At 33.7% G+C, this 16648-nt stretch carries 16 protein-coding genes; 8 read left to right on the forward strand and 8 right to left on the reverse strand.

Annotation, left to right across the window (positions count from 1 at the left end; translation table 11 throughout):
* Positions 1–26 precede the first annotated feature (26 nt).
* A complete protein-coding gene (locus K8N75_RS08625; protein ID WP_048191171.1) occupies positions 27–374 on the reverse strand; it encodes a roadblock/LC7 domain-containing protein in 348 nt (115 codons plus the stop codon).
* Positions 375–537: 163 nt separating this feature from the next.
* Between K8N75_RS08625 and K8N75_RS08630 the strand changes: the two genes are divergently transcribed.
* The 6 genes from K8N75_RS08630 (at position 538) to K8N75_RS08655 (ending at position 5977) form a co-directional block, all read left to right on the forward strand.
* Positions 538–1590: an N-acetyltransferase DgcN family protein gene (locus tag K8N75_RS08630; protein ID WP_223791667.1), complete on the forward strand. Its 1053-nt coding sequence runs from the start codon at positions 538–540 to the stop codon at positions 1588–1590.
* 2 nt (positions 1591–1592) lie between these two features.
* On the forward strand, positions 1593–1949 hold the full coding sequence (locus tag K8N75_RS08635) for a cell division protein SepF (RefSeq protein ID WP_223791668.1): 357 nt from the start codon (positions 1593–1595) through the stop codon (positions 1947–1949).
* Positions 1950–2059: 110 nt separating this feature from the next.
* The gene (locus K8N75_RS08640; protein ID WP_223791669.1) at positions 2060–3394 is read left to right on the forward strand and encodes a DUF2226 domain-containing protein; all 1335 of its coding nucleotides are present in this window, start codon (positions 2060–2062) and stop codon (positions 3392–3394) included.
* 11 nt (positions 3395–3405) lie between these two features.
* Positions 3406–4185, forward strand: a complete 780-nt coding sequence (gene minD / locus K8N75_RS08645) for a cell division ATPase MinD (RefSeq protein ID WP_223791670.1) — start codon at positions 3406–3408, stop codon at positions 4183–4185.
* Positions 4186–4196: 11 nt separating this feature from the next.
* Positions 4197–5018, forward strand: a complete 822-nt coding sequence (minD, locus tag K8N75_RS08650) for a cell division ATPase MinD (protein WP_223791671.1) — start codon at positions 4197–4199, stop codon at positions 5016–5018.
* A gap of 86 nt (positions 5019–5104) precedes the next feature.
* Positions 5105–5977 (forward strand): carbohydrate kinase family protein, encoded by an 873-nt coding sequence (locus K8N75_RS08655; protein ID WP_223791672.1) that lies wholly within the window; start codon positions 5105–5107, stop codon positions 5975–5977.
* Positions 5978–6004: 27 nt separating this feature from the next.
* Here K8N75_RS08655 and K8N75_RS08660 read toward each other — a convergent pair whose 3' ends face one another.
* The 7 genes from K8N75_RS08660 to K8N75_RS08690 all read right to left on the reverse strand — a co-directional run bounded on the left by K8N75_RS08660 (position 6005) and on the right by K8N75_RS08690 (position 13736).
* A complete protein-coding gene (locus tag K8N75_RS08660; protein ID WP_223791673.1) occupies positions 6005–6760 on the reverse strand; it encodes a TatD family hydrolase in 756 nt (251 codons plus the stop codon).
* Between the two features lie 355 nt (positions 6761–7115).
* Complete coding sequence (gene glyS / locus K8N75_RS08665) at positions 7116–8837, reverse strand: glycine--tRNA ligase (RefSeq protein WP_223791674.1); 1722 nt, start codon at positions 8835–8837, stop codon at positions 7116–7118.
* A gap of 51 nt (positions 8838–8888) precedes the next feature.
* A complete protein-coding gene (gene dcd / locus K8N75_RS08670) occupies positions 8889–9497 on the reverse strand; it encodes a dCTP deaminase (RefSeq protein WP_048191163.1) in 609 nt (202 codons plus the stop codon).
* The gene (locus tag K8N75_RS08675) at positions 9498–10646 is read right to left on the reverse strand and encodes a DUF1512 family protein (protein WP_223791675.1); all 1149 of its coding nucleotides are present in this window, start codon (positions 10644–10646) and stop codon (positions 9498–9500) included.
* Positions 10646–11365 carry an RNA methyltransferase gene (locus K8N75_RS08680; RefSeq protein ID WP_223791676.1) on the reverse strand — a complete coding sequence of 240 codons (720 nt, stop codon included), beginning with the start codon at positions 11363–11365 and terminating at the stop codon, positions 10646–10648. The genes K8N75_RS08675 and K8N75_RS08680 overlap by 1 nt, the downstream gene beginning before the upstream one ends.
* Before the next feature lie 45 nt (positions 11366–11410).
* Complete coding sequence (tfrB, locus tag K8N75_RS08685) at positions 11411–12967, reverse strand: fumarate reductase (CoM/CoB) subunit TfrB (protein ID WP_223791677.1); 1557 nt, start codon at positions 12965–12967, stop codon at positions 11411–11413.
* 196 nt (positions 12968–13163) lie between these two features.
* Complete coding sequence (locus K8N75_RS08690; RefSeq protein WP_223791678.1) at positions 13164–13736, reverse strand: M48 family metallopeptidase; 573 nt, start codon at positions 13734–13736, stop codon at positions 13164–13166.
* A 261-nt stretch (positions 13737–13997) separates the two neighbouring features.
* Between K8N75_RS08690 and iorA the strand changes: the two genes are divergently transcribed.
* Both iorA and K8N75_RS08700 read left to right on the forward strand, forming a co-directional pair.
* On the forward strand, positions 13998–15848 hold the full coding sequence (gene iorA / locus K8N75_RS08695; protein WP_223791679.1) for an indolepyruvate ferredoxin oxidoreductase subunit alpha: 1851 nt from the start codon (positions 13998–14000) through the stop codon (positions 15846–15848).
* Positions 15849–15896: 48 nt separating this feature from the next.
* Complete coding sequence (locus K8N75_RS08700) at positions 15897–16490, forward strand: indolepyruvate oxidoreductase subunit beta (protein ID WP_223791680.1); 594 nt, start codon at positions 15897–15899, stop codon at positions 16488–16490.
* Positions 16491–16648: the final 158 nt, after the last annotated feature.

Raw genomic sequence — 16648 nt, forward strand, 5'->3', positions numbered from 1 at the left:
AATTTAGGTATTTGCCGATTTAAAACTTATGTTAACATGTCAACTACACGTTCAGCACTTCTTCTCATCTCAATTCTTATTAAACCGAGATTAATTGCTATGTCGGTTATGACTACTAAAATTCCTTCCCCTGCATCTATCATTAAAGTTTTTCCCTTTTCCCCCTCTATCATAACTTGTTGAAGTGGCTCATGTTTCATTTCTTCTGCAGATCTTTCAGCTGTACCGAAAACAGCAGAAGCCATGGCAGCAACAAGTTCCGAATCTATGTCTCCTGGTACTTCACTTTCGATGATTAAACCATCTTTTCCAACTACCAGTGATCCACTTACACCGTTGATCCTTCCTAAATCCTTAAGTATTCTTTCTATCATACCTATGCCTCCACAATAGAATTGAGTAATCTACCCAAAGTATATATCTTGGTTTAACATTTATTAAATAAATAGGTAATGTAAAGTTTCACAGTTATTCACTAAAATTACTAATATTGTTAAGTTTAACAGTAAATTCACCAAAATTTATAGGAGTGATCCTTTGTATTTTATAACTTCTCTTAAGGAAATTCAAGACCTCAACCCATTTGTTATAATAGGATGTGGAGGTGGCGGAGAAAAATTCTCTAATTTTGAGGGTGTGGAAGCTGTTGGTTTCATTGATGATGATATTGAAAAGCAAGGCCAAGAATTTTGCAATAATGTTATATCTCGAGATCTAACAGAAGTCCTTCAAAAGACAAATGCCAAGAGCGTAGCCATTATGCTGCCAATAGGTGCTGAAGGAACAGCACTCAAATATGCTGTTGAAGCAATTGATAATGGTAAAAATGTTGTTACTTCATTTAGATCATTACCGATTTCACAGAATGAATCTATTATTAAGTTTGCAGATGCTAAAGGCGTAATTTTAAAGGAAATCAGCCCTCGACTGGATGTTATAAGGAAAATATTTGGTACCGCACCCCCAATGTGTACAGAAATTTTACCAAAACTCGATTACAAACCCAAAACTCCTATAGTATTCGTTGGAGGTACTTCACAAGAGTGTGGAAAAAGAACCACAACAAGATTATTGGGTAAAGCAGCTTTAGAAAGGGGTTTAAATGCAGTTGTAATCTCAACTGATGAGATGGGATTTGAACAACCTGTTGATATGAATTTCCGGGCAGGAAGCCTCTCTGTGATGGATGTTGCTTCTGCAGTTATTGGATCTATTAAATATATGGAGGAACAGAAGAATCCTGATATTATATTCATTGAAGGTCAATCAAGCCTAACAGAAAGAGGTAACCCTCATCCAAGAGGACTTTCAGCTTCTATTCTTATAGGTGCAACGCCCAATGCAACTATTGTGTGTCACAGACCCAACCACCCATACAGAGAACCTAGAGGTATAGAATTTGAAGTTAAGGCTATTGAAGCATTAGAACCCACAAAAGTAGTTGGATTATCTTTGAATCTAAGAAATGTTAGTGACAAAAATGAATTAAATAATTATGAAAGTAAATATGGGTTGCCCGCTGTTGATGTTAAAAATGGCGGAGCATCAAGATTGCTAGATGTAATTATTGATTATATAGGGGACTTGTAGAAATGAAGGATGTACTGGATATTATAAAGAAAAATATTGGTATAGATGATGAAAATGATGAAAAAGAAGAACAGGAAACCATAATTGTTCCTGAACATTCTTTCTATGAGATAATCCTAATGAAAGCCAAGAACTTAGATGATTTTGACTTTGCATTGAGTCAGATCACCGAAGAGAAAAATCCTATTATAATGGACATGAGCTACCTTGAAAGGGATAGGCCCGAAGAATTTAAGTTAGCTGGAGAAAAATTAAAGGCATTCAGGGATAAAACTGGAGGAGAAGCAATATTACTATGTAAAAATGGTAAAAATATTATTATCATCACTCCCCCCGAGATCAAGCTTATACGAAAGTGAAAAATAATATTTAGATACTTAAAGATTTAATAATAAAGATAATTTATAATAAACTATTCCTCACTAAAAAATAATTAAAATTAGTTTTGTGTGGGGATTGGGGGATATCAATGGAGTTACCAATAACTAGACCTTCCATGATCTGCTATGCGGATGAAATTGAATTCGCAGAGTTATTGAAGGATCTTTCTTTAAAAAGACATAATGGATTCATTAGGATTACATCAGGTTCCGAAGAAGGATTTATTCTTTTTAAACAAGGTAAAGAAATTGCAGCATCTTATGATAGACATTCTAGGGTTGATGCTATCGAAAAAATTAGTGATGCAATGAATAATAAAGGAACTCTAATTGAAATTTTTGATGTACGTCCAACCCAAATTGATTTCTTTATGGATATTAACAAGCCATATATTATTGGTTCAGATGCATATGAGCTTATAGATGAGATTAAAAAATCCAAGGACTTAACAAACATAGAAACAGAAAAAACTCCAGAGCCGAAGGCAGTTCCTACAGCGAAACCTGTTTCAGAAGCTATAAAAGAATCTGAAAATAATCCTGAATCTATAAAGCCTACAAAAACTGAAACAATTGAAACAATTGAACCAAAACAAGTTCCCCAAAATGATGATGAGATAGTTAGCAAAGAAGTGTCTTCAAATGATCCAGAAATTCTATCTGAAACAAAAGAAGCTCCAAATGAACCAATTGAAAAATCTGAATTAGAAAGTAATTCTGTTAAAGATGTTGTTCCTGAAATTATCAAACCAAAAACTAATGCAGAACAATTAGGTGAGAATGACACAAAGGAGAAGCAAACTAATCAGCAAATTCCTGATCCTGTTACTGAAATGAATAGTGAATCTGTAATAGAATCGGAACAGGAAAAACCTTCTGATGAATTGAAAATAGAATCTGTAACAGATGAATCTAATATCCCCTCTACAGAGGAATCTGTTCAAGATATAGATTCTACTTTAGAAGACGATCTTGAAACCAATTTAAAGGAAGAAAAGGAAAATGCAGAAATGCCTTTGGTTGACAGGTCCGAATTGATGAAAAAATATGGTATCAAAGACATTCAAGAGGAAGATGTTGATAATATACTTGAATCATATAAAGGTGGTTCAGTAAGAGATGAAGATATTGAAAAGATTGAATTGACGTTAATGAATAAGATCAAAAAATCAATATTACCAATACCTAAAATTAAAGGAGCCGAGGTAATGGTTTTTCTTGAAAACACGGATGGATTGAGTGGTAAGGTCAATATTATGATCGAATTAGAATCTAAAGGATTCTTATCTCGTATTATGGGTGATTCAAAGGATATTAATCTGGAAAGACAGATAATAAATATATCTCAAATAGAAATAAGAAAAAGTTTCAGGAAATATCCTGAAATTGTAGATAAATTTGATGTTAATGTAGAGATTAGTTAGGAGGTTATCAGATGACAAGAGTTATAACAGTTGCTTCAGGAAAGGGCGGTGTAGGGAAGACAACTATCACAGCCAATTTAGGTGTTGCATTATCAACTTATGGAGAAGAGACTATAGTGCTTGATGCAGATGTTGCAATGGCCAACCTCGAACTCATTCTGGGCATGGAAGGAAAATCTGTAACATTGCATGATGTTCTTTCTGGATCTGCATCTATTGAAGATGCTATATACGAGGGACCTGGAGGAGTAAAAGTTGTTCCGGCAGGAATTTCACTTGAAGGCCTTCGTAAAATTAAAATGGATAGATTGGAGAGTGCATTGGAGATATTAGTTGAAAATGCGGATATATTGCTTATAGATGCGCCTGCAGGACTTGAAAAAGACGCTTTGGCGGCTATAGCTGCGGCTCAGGAGATGATACTAGTTACAACTCCGGAAGTTCCTTCCATAAGTGATGCTCTAAAAACTAAGATCATAGCAAACAAACTTGGAGTCGATATTATAGGTGTTGTAATAAACAGGGAGCAACACGATAAAACCTTTTTAACAATTACTGAAATAGAAACTATTCTCGAAGTACCTGTTATAGCAGTCATACCAGATGATCCTGAGGTTAGCAGGGCAGCAGCTTTTGGTGAGCCTTTAATTATTAAAAATCCTAAATCACCAACAAGCAATGCCATAATGCAATTAGGTGCTGATCTTATAGGTGAAGAATACCAGCCAATTGAACCAGATAAGAAGGGAGTTATTGCTAAACTCGTTGAAGGACTTCTTGGAAGGAGATAAATTAATATTGATTGGAATTACAGGCTGGAAAATGGTATAAAATGTCAAGATTCATAGCATTTGCTTCAGGAAAAGGTGGAGTAGGAAGAACATCCATAACATTTAACCTTGGGGTTGCACTTTCACTTTTTGGTGAGGAAGTTGTCATGCTGGACTTAGATCTGGTAATGGCTAATTTGGACGTTATTACAGGTCTTTTAAATCCTGATGTAACATTACATGATGTTTTAGTGAGGGATAAATCCATAGATGAATGTGTTTATGAAGTTAACCAAGGAATTCGCGTGGTTCCTACGGGAATCCATTTTGAAACTTTGAAACATATAAATCCCAACTATATCTCATGGAACAAGATAATGAACGAGATATCTGATTATGGCGATATTTTTTTAATGGATCTTCCTGCTGGAATAAACGCCAATGTATTTGAGGGGCTTCCTGAAAACACAGAGGCAATATTAGTGACACAATCCACCATGCCCTCTGTTGCAGATGCCCTGAAAATAAGAATACTTTTCAATGAATTAAACATTAAGATAAGTGGTTTTGTTCTTAATATGTGGTACGATGATAAATTTTTATTATCCGAAAATGAAATAGAATCTATACTGGAAGTTCCAATGATTGGTTTAATTCCCTACGATAGGGAAGTGGAAAGATCTATGGCTCTTGGAAGATCTGTGGTTGAAGTGAACCCATCTTCCCCAACAAGCAATGCAGTTATGCAACTTGCAGCTGATCTTCTCGGAAAAGAATATAAACCAATTGAACCTAATAAAGAAGGAATTGTTGGTAGGATCAAGAAATTTGTTGGATTACTACCCGATGAATAAATAAAATATTTTTTTATAAATTAAATAACAGAAATTTAATAATCATATAATAAGAAATAATTTAACTAGATCTATTTGGCGAAAACATGAAAGATCTCAAATTAGATGTTTTAGGACTTGGAACATGTAATACTGATTTTTTAATGAATGTGGAACGTTTTTCCGGTGATGATGATGAAGTGGATATTAGAAATCTTAGTACATTAATCGGTGGTTCAGCTGCCAATTTTGCTGTTGGTGTATCAAGATATGGCTTGAAAACTGGTATAATGGCAAGAATTGGTAATGATATTTTTGGTAAGCATATTCGCTCTGAATTAGAAAAAGAAGGAATTAACACCAAAAGGCTGATTTCGATAGATGAAAAAACAGGAATGGCATTTATTGCAATTGAACCAGATGGTGAAAGATCTATTTATACGTTTATGGGTTCAAATTCAAAGTTCAATCTTGAAAGGGAAGATATAACCCTTATTAAACATTCTGAAATACTTCACATAACTGGCATGTACATTGAAGTTGTTGAAGAAGCTTCGAAACATGCAAAATTACTTTCATTCAATCCTGGCAATTTGTTATCATCATACGGGTTGGAATCCCTAGATAAAATCCTTAAAAGAACTCATATATTGTTTTTAAACAAGAAGGAAGTCACACTTTTAACAGGTAGAAATTATGAAGAAGGAGCTAAACTCATAGTTGATAATGGTGTTCCTTTGGTTGTAGTAACAATGGGAAAGGAAGGTTCGAAAGTATATACTGAAAATAATCAAATTCATTATCCTACAAAGGAACTAAATGCTATAGATACAACAGGAGCTGGGGATTCTTTTGCAGCAGGATTCATAACAGCATTTTTTAAAAAAAATGAACTTAAAGATTGCCTTAAACTTGGAAATCAATCTGCTTCAAGTTGTATAACAAAACTTGGGGCTTTTAATAGTTCAGAATTTAAATAAATTCTGTATTTTAATAAATTTTATAAATTATATATCAAAAAATTCCGATGCATTGTTATATGATACTCTTTTTATATCCTTTTCATTTACACCAGCAAGTCTAAGTTTATGAACTGTTTTTGGAACTGATAAAGGATCTGATGGTGATGAACTCATATCACTATCCAGTACAAATCTATCATAGCCATATTCATCCATCAAGATAACAGCTTCTTCAGGTGTCATTTTTTGAGGTTGAACAGTAATTCCAAGTACTCCTTCAAAATTCCTAACTCTATCTATTATTGAATTGTCTACATGGTCAAGTAGAATAAGGGATGTTTCGATATTATCTTCAATTATTGATGCTGTTATATTAGTTATATCCTTTTTATTGGTTCTGGGTGTGTGAACAACAACTTTTATACCCATATCTTGTGCAATTTTCAGTTGTTGTTTAAACACTTTTATCTCCATTTCAGATGCAGTTTCAAGCCCTATTTCTCCAAGTGCCACAACATTTTTATTAGCAAGCAGTTCTGGAAGCTTTTCTATAACTCTTATGTAATCGGAAGATATGCTCCTAGGGTGAAGACCAACAGCAGCATACAATTTTAATCCATTCTTTCCTGCTCTTTGGGTGTCATTTTCCATAATTCTGTGTATATGATCCAAAACAACTGCGGATGTACTCATTTTCATGGGATCGTGTGCACAGCTAACTGCTTTTTTAATACCTGCCACTGCCATTTTTTCAAAATCTTCATATGGTCTTGTATCTGCATGTATATGTGCATCTATCATATATTATCACCTTTTAAGAGCAATTCTGAATTTTATTTATTTTGTATGCTTTTTTTAATTAATAAATCATGTATTCAATTTAAGAAGGATATAAATATTTTTGTTAGACAAAATAACTTGGTTATATGGTTTTCCTAATTTTAATCGAAGAGAAGGGGGTTGTAAAGAATTGTAAGAATATATCACCTAATACCTATTAAATAAATTGCATTAAAAATGATAAGACTGGGATGATGACCGAATCAAGATTAAAATTGCTAAATTAAATCCAAAAAAGAGAGTCAGAGGCTCTTATTTGTAACTCGGATAATAAATTAAATTAATTGTTATTTTAAAAATAAATAAAAAAAATAAATTAAATATCTTCAAAATCAAGTCTTCCCTCAAGAAGATCCTTTAAAATATTGTAGATATTTTTTATAGGGATTCTTGTCTGTTTCAAGTTGTCTCTGTTTCGTATGGTCACTGTATTATTCTCAAGAGTTTCATGATCAACAGTGACTGCGAATGGTATGCCTATCTCATCAGAACGAGCATATCTACGTCCTATTGTTCCTGATCCATCATATTCTGAAATTATGTTTTGATTTCTAAATTCATCCCTTATAGAATGTGCTATTTTAACCAGATCTTTATTGTTTAAAAGTGGAAAAACACTAACTCCAATAGGAGCTATTCCTTTTGCTAACTTTAAAAATGATCTTTCATCATCTTCAGCATAGGAATGAAGGAGTACAGAGTAGATTATTCGGTCAATTCCATATGAAGGTTCAATTACATGGGGAATAACCTTTTCACCCCGAATAATATCTTCAATCTCTTCGAAAGATATAATTTCTGGAGATAATTCATAAGATTTATCATCAATTTCTATTTTGAATATGCCCTCATTTTTAAAGGCTTTTTGTATATCTGATGCTTTTAAATCTTCTAATGCACTGAGTATTCTTGGTGCATCAGCCTTGAAGAGTGGACCAAATTTCTTCATATTTGGCTTCACAACCAGTTTAGTAACTGTTTTGGGTTCATTGTATTCAATGAAAACACTAAGATCTTCGTTGCTGTGTTTGCTATGAGATTTTAGATCAAAATCTGTTCGATCGGCTATTCCTATTATTTCGATCCATCCAAACCTGTCTGTTTTCACTTCCACATCCCAACAGTCAATTGCATAATGGGCCATTTCGGTTGGAAGATGCTGTCTGAATCTTATAACCTCTGATGGAATTCCTATATCTGATAAAAATCTTGCTGCTAGGCATAATTGATAAGTTAAAATTTCACTGGATATCAATCCTTCTTTAACAGCCTTTCTAGCATTCACTCTTTCTGAATTTTGTTTTTTTATCTGATTTTCTGCTGAGAAAAGAGTTAGAATATCATCTGCTATGGCATTGAATTGAGGATGGGATTTGTTTGAAGGATCAACAAATATTTCTGCTTCTGCTTGGGTAAATTCCCTTAATCTAATAACTCCTTGACGGGGAGAGATTTCATTACGGTAAGCTTTACCAATTTGAACTACTCCAAATGGAAGTTTTCCCCTGAAAAATCTTAATAATCTTTTAAATGGAATGAAAATTCCCTGTGCAGTTTCAGGACGCATATAACCTGTTTTTTTGCCCTTTGCACCTATTAATGTTTGAAACATTAAGTTATAGCTCCATACATGTGTTAGCGGCCCACCGCACTTAGGACATCTAATTTCGTTATCTGATAACATTTCAGTCAATATCTGATCTTCTAGTCCCTCTACATCTTCATTTATGGCTGCTTCAATTATATGATCTGCCCTGTAAACTTCCATGCATTCTTTACATTCTGTCATGGGGTCAGTAAAATGGTCAACATGTCCTGAAGCTTTAAGTGCTTCCTCAGGCATTATGGTTGGTGATTCTATTTCATAGAAACCTTCGTGTATTATATAGTAGTTTCTCCATTTTTCAATGATGTTGTTTTTGAGTATTGCACCTAATGGGCCGTAATCAAAGAAACCTGCTGATCCTGAATATATTTCAAATGAAGACCAAAGAAATCCTCTTTTCTTGGCTATGTTCATTACCTTGCTGTCTGTCATGATAAATCCTCTCAATAAAATTTATTTCAAAAATATAATAATTTCTTGAATCTAACTCTTTTTTAGGGTGGATCCTCTTATAAGTTCATAATCGTGTTTAATTTTACTTGTAACAGGACGACTCTGGTTCATATATTTGCTGTCTCGCTCAGGGTGTCCGTATGGCCTATCTGCTGGTGATGTCATCGTCTCAAAGACTATTTGACAAACTCTCTGACCGGTATATAGCGCAACAGGCATTTTCCCTATGTTGGATATTTCTAGAGTAATTTTTCCACAGAAACCTGGATCTATGTACCCTGCTGTAACATGCATGGTTATTCCTAGCCTACCCATTGATGATCTGCCTTCAACCCTCGCAACAAGGTTATCAGGAAGTTCAACAGTTTCATAGGTCGTTGCCAGAGCAAATTCACCAGGATGAATAATAAATGGTTCTCCTTCTTCTATATAAAATGATTCCATGTAACCTTCAATGTCTGATTTGTCCATTGGATCGATACAAGGCTTCCTTATTATTCTGAAGCTTTTAAATTCATTTCCGATCCTTAAATCAACTGAAGATGGTTGAATTTGTCTTTCTGGCTCATTTAATGGTTCTATAACTATTTTTCCAGATTTAATATGTTTTTTTATATCTTTATCACTTAGAATGGCCATTTATTGCCCTCTTTTATCTTTTTTGATATCTTCTTTTACGTTTATCTTAGATATATCTTTGACTGTATTGGGTATTCCACAGCTGTTTCCAACACCCAGTACCATAATTTTGGTACCAGTTTCAGATTCTAAAATTGAATTTTTAAGAACTTCAAGAGCTTTTTCAGATGATTCAAGAATTTTCTTTGACATCTGGTACATGGCTTCTTCAGGACTCATCTTAACAATAATTGCATCTACTTGAAGATCCTTTTTCACCATTTGCTCCTCTATAAGCCACTTGTCAACTCCAAACCCACCTATCACAACACCAATTCCTTCTGCAACAGATCCAGTTTCTTCTCCTTCAAGTTTTTGAGCAGCATCAACAGTAATTAATCTTTTAATATTCCTCTTTTCCATAATTGAAGTAACATTTTTCCCAATTTTACCAACTCTTGCACCAGGACCTTTGGCGCGCATTACAACAATATTCCTATTGTTTATGTTTAGTTCACCAACAATAAGATCGTCTTCAATATAATTAAGTTCATTTTCTGGAAGATCTTTTAAGAGCATTCCTGTTACCAATGGACCTATACCATCTCCAACAGGTTTTCCTTCTGAAAATGCATTTGCACCTTCATACTGAGCTTTAACCAATCTCATGATGAGTGGAAGGCTCATCTGAAGCATTAGAAGTATTTGAAGATTACCCGTTTTTTTTGAAAGCTCCAGATTGTGTCTAACCATCTTTGCAACGCCATTTATACCCAGTGTTGCTTTGAGCGTCATGATTATATTTGATCTCCATTCATCGTCTGCTTGAGGTGCAATTGTTTTGGTCATTTGTTTAAATCGTTCTTCGCCTAAATCCATAATTGATTCAAATTTATCCATTATACCTGCAGGATCAAGTGCAACAGGAGGGACAATAAAAAATTCCATGAAATTATCAACGGCATCACTTGGATCATTTACTGGATTTCCCTTTTCCACACATATTTTTACCAATGTTTTTTTGGATTCTTTGACCATTGCTTCAAGTTCAAATGTGTAACGTGAGATTGAAGAATTTATTCTCATTTTAAGAAGAATTGGAAGCATTATTATCAGTAGTATTATGACCACTATCGTGATTATATCGAAGGGGGTAATTCCAAGGAACATTATTTTTCACCTTCATTTCCTTTTTCTTTTATGCGTGCGTTTATTCTCCTTAAAGTTCCTTTCAAGGTATGAGCTTCTCTTCCAGATATAAATGCCCTTTCAATAATTCGTTTAAATACCAGGGATGCATTTTTGCTTTTATGAGTGGGATAACCTAATTTTTGGATTATATCCTCCATGTATATCATCAAGCTCTCTTTTTCAGCTTTTGTTGCAGCTTCAAGCCCATCAACAGGATAAGACTTTTCTCTCTTAAACATTTCATAGAATATGATGGCTGCGGCATGGGTTATGTTAAGTATGGGGTAATAATCATGGGTGGGAATACTTACAATCACATCACATAACTTAATTTCTTGATTTGAAAGCCCATTACCTTCTCTACCGAAGATTAAAGCCACATTACCTTGGTAGTTAATTGAATCTGCAAGTTGTTCTGGACTTACAGCTATTCTGGCTACATTATAACTTCCACCTGCAGTACCTGTAGTCCCAACTGCTGAGTCAATTTTAGCATCAATTAAAAAATTTTCAAGCGAATCATACGTTACAGAGTTGCTTACAACATCTCTTGCATGCATTGCTTGAAAGTAACTTTCATTTTTTAATTCACATGGATTTATAAGGACTAAATTTGTTAATCCAAAATTTTTCATGGTCCTTGCAAGGAAACCAATATTTCCAGGGGATTCAGGTTCTACAAAAACAACGTAAATCATATTTTTCACTTAAATTTTTAGGTTAAAATACTTTAATTCATTAATTTAACAATCATAGGCCATTTCAAGAAGCTTCAGAATATTCATAACCTTTACATTTTCTATTCCTGCTTTCTCTAAACTATCTCTGATATTGTATTCACAGAATGGACATATGGTTATAACTGCATCTACACCCAAATCTTTAACCATATCAACCTTTTTTTTACCAAGCCCCGCTGCTATTTCAGGTTTTCCTGCCCTTACACCTCCACCTGCACCACAGCACTGGTCAGGAAATTCCATTTCTACAAATTCGAGCCCTTTAATTTTTTTAAGTATTTCTCGAGGTTCTTTACTTATTCCTTGCCCTCTAACAAGATGGCATGGGTCATGGTATGTTACTCGCATGTTAACTGGTTTCATATCTGCTGTGTTTAATCTTTCAGCTAAAAATTCACTTATATCCACCACATTCAGATTAACTCCATATTTTGGATAGTCATTTTTAAGGGTTGAACCGCATCCAGCACATACTGTAACTATGGTATCGTAGTCTTTGAAGACTTCTTCATTTTTCTTAACAAGATCAGAAACCAGATCTGTCTGTCCAGTTCTAAGTAATGGTGAACCACAACACACTTGATCTTCTGGAACAATAACATCTATATCATTGTCTTCCAACACTTTCAGAAATGCAACTCCTATCTCTGGAATCTTGTAATCAACCATACAACCTGTGAAAAATGCTACTTTTGGTTTTTTTGTTTTAGATTCTGAATTGGCTTCACTATTTATTCCTGATTGTTTACTGTTCGCGATATCTATTTTTCCCTCTGAAACTGCTTTTATAAACCCTTTTCCCATGGTTCCTTTGCCAAGTGGTTCAACTGAGCGGCCTGTTTTTTTTATGAGCTCCATAACTTCTTTGTGAATAGGTAGAGGACCTACATCTTCTTGGCATGCAATTGCTCTCAATTTTTCAATGGCGGATCCAAAGGTGTTTATTTCCTTTGGACAGACTTCTGCACATTTTCCACAAGATGTACAGCAATAAAGTCCTTCGTCAAACCCTTCACTAGCACGATCTGCGCAGTCTCTTGGATCCATTGCAAATTTGGAAATGTACCGCATGAAGTATGGACCTGCAAATTCCGATGTTTCGTTTACTACCGGACATGCGGATATACAGGATAAACATTCAATACAGCTTCTAATCTTTTTTGTGTCTGCATATTCTTCAGGATTTATTACAGCAGGACATTCCTGATTTGTACATTCACCTTCTAAATAAAGATCCAATTTTCCAACTTTTTTATCAAATTTGGACCTGTCAACTACCAAATCTTTGATCACATCAAAGTCAAGTGGTTCAATAATTGCATTATTTGTTATTTCGGCTTTGCAAGCTAAAACCACGTTCCCATTCATTTTCAAAGCACATGATCCACATTGACCTGCTCTGCAAGAGCATCTGTAGGCTATATTTGCATTGTACTTTGTGTTGATATAATTCAGCGCATCCAGAATTTTCATCTTATCATTTTCAGGAACACTATAACTTTCTAAATGAGGTTTTTCACCCATGTCTGGGTCTTGCCTCAGAACATTAACCTTTAACATTTCTATCTCCAATTTTTTTACTAAAAATCTAATTAAAAAAGATTTATTTAAATTAAAAGCTCATTAATTCTTATTATTAAATCATTTAACCTTTCTGAATGAATAAATTCCATTTAATTTAGATGGTTAGATATTGGTTCATATATTATAAATAATTTATAAGTAGTGAAATATATTCTCCAAAATGTTTATTGATTCAATGTTCTGTATCAATGAGTTTTCTTACTAGAAGCCAATAAATTAATAGTTCGTGTTCTTGTTTTTTGTAATCAGGATATTTTGTGGATATTATGCTCCAAAATCTTTTGTTATGTCCCATTTCAACTAGATGGGTTAATTCATGGAATATTACATATTCTATAAGATAAATGGGGAGATGCATTAAGTAAATGTTTATGTTAATATTCTTTTTTGAGCTACAGCTTCCCCATCGAGTTTTCATCTTCTTGAAATAAACTTTATTCACTTTTACATTCAAATCATTGGATAAATTTTCAACAAATAACAAAACAATCGCTCTGAATTCTGGTTCGGTCATGAGAAAGTTTAGTTCTTTATTATTTGCCTCTTCTTGGGATGCTTTTATTCTGCTTAACTTTTTATATATCCAATTTTCATGTTTTTTTATAATTTCTTCTTCTTTATTATAATTTAAAGGCATTATAATCCGCAATTTATCAGTTTTAATTTCTAATCTAGCGTATTTAACTTTTCTATGGATAACTTCATATTCAACTTCCATATCTTGGATCTTGGCTTTTTTAATCATTTATATGTCCATAACTATTTTTAATGTGTATTATTACTTAGAACTATGATTTTAAATTAATTAATTGATCAAGAAATATTTAATTTTAAAATCTGCATAGGATTGATAAACAAATATATTCTTGTGTTACATATCAATAATGTGAAATGGAACTATTGTTAATTAAATAATTAGAAATTAATAATTTACATAATTTGTTTATTCATTTAAATAATAAAAGCTATATCAGAAATATAATGATTTTAATTTTAAGTGATCATCATGGATATAAAAGAAATTTTAACAGCAAGCGAAAATGAAAATTTATTCTTGCTCGGAAATGAAGCAACTGTAAGAGGTGCAATAGAAGCAGGGGTTGGATTAGCATCCACTTATCCTGGTACTCCTTCATCAGAGATTGGAGATGTATTTTCTAAGATTGCAACCGATGCAGGAATATATTTTGAATTTTCGACTAATGAAAAGGTAGCTCTAGAAGTTGCTGCAGCTTCAGCAGCTTCAGGTGTAAGATCCTTTACCTTCATGAAACATGTTGGTTTAAATGTTGCATCAGATTCCTTTATGAGTGTGGCATATACAAGTGTTGAGGGAGGTATGGTTATTTTATCTGCAGATGATCCATCAATGTTTTCATCACAGAATGAACAAGATAACCGGCACTATGCAAGACTTGCAAATATCCCCATGGTTGAACCTTCAAATCCGCAGGAAATAAAGGATCTTATGAAATACAGCTATGAGTTATCTGAAGAATTTAAATTGCCAATACTTATGAGGACTACAACACGGGTTTCTCATATGAGGGGAGTAGTTAAAACAGGTACTAATGTAGATAAACCCAAAAAGGGGTTTTTCAAATGGGATCCCAAAAGATTTGTTCCTGTACCTTCCACAGCAATGCAGATGCATAAAATTCTTGTGGAAAAAATGGAAAAACTAAAGAATATTACCAACAACTCTCCATTGAACACAATTGTTAATAAAAATGGAAAAATAGGTGTAATTTCAAGTGGAAGTGCATTTAATTATGTTATGGATGCTGTTGAGGAGAACCAGCTTGAAATTAATGTTTTGAAGATAACATTATCTTACCCATTTCCAGATCAACTTGTACTGGATTTCATTAAAGACCTTGAAACTGTGATTATTGTTGAAGAGGTTGATCCCATAATGGAAAAGGAAGTACTGTCAATTATAGGGCAAAATGGGCTTAAAAAAAATATTCATGGCAAACTGGATGGTACATTGCCAATGATATATGAGTACAGCCCAAACATTGTTCTTAATGCTTTGAACAAAGTTATTGATTCTAATTTGAATATATGCAATGCAAATGTGAGTAAAATTGCCATTCCCGAACGTCAACCTACTCTGTGTCCTGGATGTCCCCATAGGGCAGCATATTATTCTGTTAAAAAAGCAGTTGCAGAACTTAGTCTAGAAAATGTGATTTATCCGACTGATATTGGTTGTTATACGCTTGGAGTGGCTTCACCATATAATTCAGCTGATTATTTGCTTTCCATGGGTTCTTCTATTGGAACTAGTTGTGGATTTTCAAAGGCAACAGATCAAAATGTTGTGAGTTTTATTGGTGATTCAACTTTTTTCCATGCAGGAATACCTCCGCTCATAAATGCAGTTCATAATAAAAACAGATTTGTTCTGGTTATTTTGGATAACAGAACAACTGCAATGACAGGAGGCCAACCACATCCGGGACTGCCTGTGGATGGTATGGGATGGGAAGCTCCTGAAATTTCAATTGAAGAAATAGTAAAAGCTACAGGTGTTAAATTTTTAAGATTAATAAATCCATTAAACGTTAAAAAGTCTCAGGAAACGTTTAAAGAGGCACTGGAATTCAATGGAGTTGCAGTTGTAATATCCAGATATCCCTGCATGCTCATTAAGAGAGGAAGAAAAAGTGACCTCAGCCTTGAAGTGAAACAGAATAAATGTGATTCATGTGCTAAATGTGTCACAGAATTTGCATGTACAGCTATATATACTGATGAAGATGGTTCAATTCATATTGACCCTCAGATCTGCAATAAATGCAATGTATGTGTACAAATTTGCCCTGAAAAAGCAATAGGGATAAAAAAATAGTTTTAACAAATAATCAAATTCTAAATTTATTTATTGGAGCGATGAATAATGAAACCTTACAATATTTATATTTCAGGGGTTGGAGGGCAGGGAATCATAAAGACTTCAACTGTTCTTGGAGAAGCAGCTATGAAAAGTAGTATGCCTGTTGTTATGAGCGAGGTACATGGTATGGCTCAGCGAGGTGGAGGCGTGTCAACCGAACTTAAGATTGGTGATGCATACAGTCCCATAATAGAATATGGTTCAGCAGATTTGTTAATATCCTTTGAACCTATAGAAGCATTACGTGCTATTCCAAAGTTAAGTCGTAAAACATCTGTGATAGTTAATACATCCACAATATATCCTTTTAACCTAAATGCAGGTGAATTTTCCTATCCTAAAATTGAAGATATACTATGCGAACTTAACAATAAATCAATGAAAGTTTATGCATTTAATGCCGATCAAATTGCAAAGGAATCTGGGCATTTGCTATCAATGAACATGGTCATGCTTGGAGGAGCAGCTGCTGTAAATGGATTTCCTCTCAAAAAAGAAATTGTCATTGATTCTATGAAGGCAAATTTGCCTGAAAAGAGTTTGGATATCAATCTGAATGCATTTGAACGTGGATTTGATTCTATTAAATCATCCTAACTAAATAATTCCTTCATTTATTTATTCCCTGAATTTTAATAATTTACAATTTTTCATCATCTTTTTTGAAAATAAAATGGAAATAAAGAAGATAATTAAATGGCTAGGTTAATTTATCTTAATGTTGGAGAATACCCCATGTGTGAGGGTGGGGATGA

The organism is Methanobacterium spitsbergense, from assembly GCF_019931065.1.
In the GTDB taxonomy this organism is placed as follows: domain Archaea; phylum Methanobacteriota; class Methanobacteria; order Methanobacteriales; family Methanobacteriaceae; genus Methanobacterium_B; species Methanobacterium_B spitsbergense.